The 3,572-nt window shown below is 24.5% G+C and carries 2 protein-coding genes and 1 pseudogene; 1 reads left to right on the top strand and 2 read right to left on the bottom strand.

The features are described 5' to 3' along the window. Positions 1-1,231 (bottom strand): annotated as a pseudogene (locus R4K56_RS14535) (BspA family leucine-rich repeat surface protein); the annotation flags it as partial. Positions 1,232-1,251: 20 nt separating this feature from the next. After that, positions 1,252-2,325, bottom strand: coding sequence for a segregation and condensation protein A (locus tag R4K56_RS14530; protein WP_335772993.1), 1,074 nt, complete (start codon positions 2,323-2,325; stop codon positions 1,252-1,254). Positions 2,326-2,446: 121 nt separating this feature from the next. Between R4K56_RS14530 and R4K56_RS14525 the strand changes: the two genes are divergently transcribed. Beyond that, positions 2,447-3,427, top strand: coding sequence for a Gfo/Idh/MocA family protein (locus tag R4K56_RS14525; RefSeq protein ID WP_335772992.1), 981 nt, complete (start codon positions 2,447-2,449; stop codon positions 3,425-3,427). Positions 3,428-3,572: the final 145 nt, after the last annotated feature.

Here is a 3,572-nt window from a genome sequence, read left to right as displayed (position 1 = left end):
TTTCTCTTATACAATTTTTAAAACTTTCTTCATCAAGAAAATTAATTATATTATCAAGTGTTTGTATTTTATAAATATATTTTTTTAAATTAAAATACTCTAAATAAATATACTTTATTATTTTTATGCCTATAATTTTTGATTTATCTTTAGTTAAAACTTTTATTTCTTTTTCTTTTATTATATCATCAATAAAATTTAATTTTTGATTATTCTTTTTATCATAATTTATAGAATTCTCTATATCTTCTATACTGATAAAATTTAATACTTCATTATTATTCGTTTTTAATTCTGATAATTCTCTATAAAATTCATTTTCAAGCATTATTCTAAAATCAGTATATATTTTATTATTATAATTAATAATACTTTTATATGCTTCTTTTACATTATTTTTTATTATTTCAAACTGTTCAATCTTTGATGATTTATTCTTTGCTGTTACATGTTCGGCAATTATAAATTGTATAGGAATTTTATTATTCTTTTTTAATGGAGTTTCTTCAAATGCAAAAGCTAAATCTGATACATTATCCAAATTCCAATTTGATAAATCCTGATTAAACATTATAGCATTATAAAACATACTATACATATTTTCTAATTTTGCAGTATTCCATTTATTTAAAGGCTTATTAAAACTTCCTGCTCCATTAAACATAGAAAGCATATATTTTACATTTTAAATATCCCAATCATTTAAAGATTTATTAAAATTATAAGCACCAGCAAACATACAAATCATATTTTCAACATTAGAAACATTCCATTTATCTAAAGGCTGATTAAAATTATAACAATTAAAAAACATCTCTTTCATATTTCTAACATTAGATACATTCCAGCTGTTAATATTCTGATTAAATTCCTTACAAGCTAAAAACATTCCCCCCATATCATTTACTTTTGAAATATCCCATTTGTCTAAAGGCTGATTAAATTTACTGCAGCCTGAAAACATTCTTTTCATATTTTCAACTTTAGAAACATTCCAATTATTGACACATTGATTAAAAGTATTATTATGAAATATATTAAACATAGATTCCATATTAATAACATTCTCTGTATTCCAATTTTCTATACCTGAATAATCTTTTCTCTTAGTTTTTGAAAATAAATACGACATATCAGTTATTAATGAGGTATCAATATCGCCTAAATATATATTATTATCTTCTACTAATTTTTTTAATTCTTCTTTATTTTTGGGTTTATATTTGTACATAATTTACATATTAAAAAATTTTATTGATTCTGATTATCTGAATTTTCATTATTAGGAATATTTTCAGAATTTTCATTATTGTTATTATTTTGATTATTTTCTTCTGAAGAATTGTTTTCAGTATTTTCATTAAGTTTTTCAGCTTCTTCTATATTTTCTCCATTATTAGAAACTTCTTCTAAATTATTATTTTCTTCTGCTGATTCTTCATAATCATCTGATTCATCTGTTTCTTCTACTTTAGGTACAAAGTTCTCATCTCTTTTAAATACATAAATCTCTTTGAATCTCATCTCTTGTTTAAGAAGAATTTCTTTTTCTTTAACAAGTTCAAGCATAGCCAAAAAGAATGTAACAAGCTGTCTTTTTGTAACACCGTCTTTAAATAATACAATAAAAGGAAAAACTGATGTTTCTGATAATTTAATTCTTATCATATCTATAGCATTATCTATATGGAAATTAGACATTCCAGAAAGTACTGCCAAATCTGTTTCCGGTACAAATTGAACCTTTGTAAATGCATAAACTAAATCATAAAGTGTAACATCTTTCCAAGCAACCTCATTATCTTCTGAAGAAACATTATTTTGAAAAAATTTAACTCTTTCTGTGTCTTTTCTTTCAAATATAGAATCTGATGCCTCTTGAAGTCTGTCAAGTTCTTCGGAAACCATTTTATATCTTTGAAACTCAAGCATCTGCTCTACTATTTCAAATTTAAGTCTATCTGTAAATTTATCATCGTCCATATCACGAGGAAGAAGCATTTTTGATTTATATAAATGGAATTCTGATGCTACAACCAAAAAATCACCTGTAGAATCCAAATTCAAAGCAGCCTGAGCCTTTAAATACTCTACAAACTGATCTATAATTTCCAAGATAGAAACTTCATATATATTTTTTTCACTTCTTTTAAGCATATCAAAAAGTATAGACAATGGCCCTTCATAATCTATACTGGATAATGAAACAGTAAACTCTTTATAATCCGGCTTACTATTTTCTGTTTCTTCTTTGGCTGAAGTATCTGTATTTACATTATCTGCATTATTATTTTCTTGCTGTGTTTCGTTTATATTCTCTTCCATAATTTACTATAATATATAAAAAACATAAAAATTCAAGTATACATACTTAATTATATTGACAATAAATAAAATTCTAATATTATCTTATTCATATAAAAAGTATAATTTAAGGGGCAAAACAATGAAAAAAATAAATATAGGGTTCATAGGAGCAGGAAAAATAGCAGAAACTATGGCTAAAACTATATCAAAAATCAAAGAAGTAGAATCTTATGCTGTAAGTGCAAGAGATTTGAAAAGAAGCAAAGCATTCGCTAAAAAATACGGATTTAAAAAGTTTTACGGTTCTTATGAAGAAATGCTAAAAGATGAAAAAGTTGATTTAGTATATATAGCTACTCCTCATTCTCATCACTATGAACATATAAAATTATGTTTAAACAATAATAAGCATGTATTATGCGAAAAAGCTTTTACAGTAAATGCAAAACAAGCCAGAGAAGTATTAATACTTGCAAAAAAGAAAAAACTTTTACTTACTGAAGCTATATGGACTAGATATATGCCTAGCAGACAATTAATAAATGAAACTATAAAAAGCGGTATAATAGGAAAAGTAAGCTCTTTAACTGCTAATTTAGGTTATGTTATAAATAAAGTTCCTAGATTGATAGAACCAGAATTAGCCGGAGGAGCATTGCTTGATGTAGGTGTTTATACTATAAATTTTGCTTTAATGGCTTTTGGAAATAAAATAAGTAAAATAGACTCTACTTGTGTAAAAACTAAAAAAGGTGTAGACGAACAAAACTCTATTACCTTAACTTTTGAAGGCGGAAAAATGGCTGTATTAAATAGCACTATGTCAGCATTAACAAACAGAGAAGGTGTTATAAATGGTGATAAAGGATATATGGTTGTAAAAAATATAAATAATCCTGAAAGCATAACAGTTTATTCATTAGACAGAAAAGTTGTAAAAACAATAAAAGTTCCAAAACAAATAAGCGGTTATGAATATCAAATACTTTCTTGCGTAGATGCTATCAATAAAGGCAAATTAGAATGCAAAGAAATGCCTCATGAAGATATTTTAAGAGTAATGAATATAATGGATACTTTACGCAGAAGCTGGAAAATAAAATATCCTTTTGAAAAATAAAAATTTAAAATTAATTTATTCTTGTTTATTAATGGGGGGGTAAATATACTCCCCTTTATTTTTATATATTTAATCACATTTAACATATAAGATAATTACACAATAATATCTTTAATATAAAAAATTACAAAATAAAATTGTTTCA

Source organism: Brachyspira pulli (assembly GCF_036997785.1).
Taxonomy (GTDB): domain Bacteria; phylum Spirochaetota; class Brachyspiria; order Brachyspirales; family Brachyspiraceae; genus Brachyspira; species Brachyspira pulli.
Note: the sequence above shows the minus strand (reverse complement) of the source record. Positions and strands in the feature narration are given on the sequence as shown.